We start from the raw sequence: 1,144 nt of genomic DNA on the forward strand, positions 1-1,144 counted from the left end.
GGTGCGCCCTATGGTAAGGAAGACCCGGCTGAGACGGATAACGCGATCCGGTTTCAGGGGCAGTACCATGATGAAGAGACGGGGCTGCACTACAATCGACATCGGTACTACAATCCGGCGACGGGAAGGTTCATCAGCAAGGATCCGATTGGGCTAAAAGGTGGACTGAATCCGTTCCAGTACGCAAACAACCCAATAAGCTGGGTTGATCCGCTTGGGTTGAGCAAATACATCCCAGCCCCGCCAAGTTTGCCGGGTTTCCCGGATGCTGTGCGCGTGAAGTCGAAGACGCCTGTGCAAGGCGGCGGTGGATTGAGAAAACGATGGAAGCGTCTGAACGGTTGCATCTGCGAGTGGGATTCGCAGCATGGTGAAGTGGAGATGTACAACAAACGGGGCAAACACATGGGAGCATTTGATCCCGACACGGGCGACGCTATACCTGGCAAGGAAGCTGATCGAACAAGGACGATCGAGCCATGACGGAATATCGACTTTACCGGTATATCTCAGTATTTGAGCAACAGGGAGACGACCATGTCCGTGACATTGAGTTTGTGCTTGTGCCGAACCTAGCTTTCCTACAGGCACTTTTTAAGGTGCCGGACGACAACCCAATGTTTGACGTTTTTGCAATCGACACTCGTATCGCCGAGCAACTTACGCCCTATATCTCCGAACGACTCGATCTGGAACGATTCGATTACTACCTTGAGTGCGATAGTGCATGAGAACGAAGGGCCGCTGACGCGGCCCTTCGTTCATTCGGCGGTAATGGTTAGTCGCACATGTTCAACATTGATCTTGACGCGCTGCCCCGCTTTGAATCCGGCGTGCTCGATCCATCGTCCGGCGAGTTTGAGCCACGGATAAAGCGGCGGCTCGGGACGTTGCCAGACCAAGTGAACGACTGCAGCCTCGCCTTTCTTTACCTTGGCGAGAATTTTCAGGCGGTTGTTGATTTAGCCCATAAGCAAAAGCCAAATGCGACCACGGAGGAAGTGATTCGATGCCTCAATCACTATGCCGACCATAACAATTTTCTTGATCTAAGTTAGAGACAAAATGACATCAATTGCTTGCGTAGGCGACAGCACCACCCACGGCGGCCGCATCATCACCGGATCAGACACGATGGACATCG

3 protein-coding genes are annotated in these 1,144 nt (G+C 53.0%); 2 read left to right on the plus strand and 1 reads right to left on the minus strand.

The features are described 5' to 3' along the window. Together QCE79_RS32890 and QCE79_RS32895 are read left to right on the plus strand one after the other, a co-directional pair. A partial coding sequence (locus QCE79_RS32890; RefSeq protein ID WP_309851630.1) for a colicin E3/pyocin S6 family cytotoxin occupies positions 1 to 483 on the plus strand: 483 nt, incomplete at its 5' end. After that, entirely contained in the window at positions 480 to 731 is a 252-nt protein-coding gene (locus tag QCE79_RS32895) for a hypothetical protein (protein WP_309851632.1), read from the plus strand. The genes QCE79_RS32890 and QCE79_RS32895, both read left to right, overlap by 4 nt. A 30-nt stretch (positions 732 to 761) precedes the next feature. Here QCE79_RS32895 and QCE79_RS39445 read toward each other — a convergent pair whose 3' ends face one another. Beyond that, positions 762 to 902, minus strand: coding sequence for a SymE family type I addiction module toxin (locus tag QCE79_RS39445; RefSeq protein WP_404989464.1), 141 nt, complete (start codon positions 900 to 902; stop codon positions 762 to 764). Positions 903 to 1,144: the final 242 nt, after the last annotated feature.

The sequence above is a fragment of the Caballeronia sp. LZ003 genome, from assembly GCF_031451465.1.
GTDB lineage: Bacteria > Pseudomonadota > Gammaproteobacteria > Burkholderiales > Burkholderiaceae > Caballeronia.

What these genes read in the sequence shown, in the direction of transcription:
- QCE79_RS32895 (WP_309851632.1), top strand. Translation starts at nt 480, where the DNA reads ATGACGGAATATCGACTTTACCGGTATATCTCAGTATTTGAGCAACAG.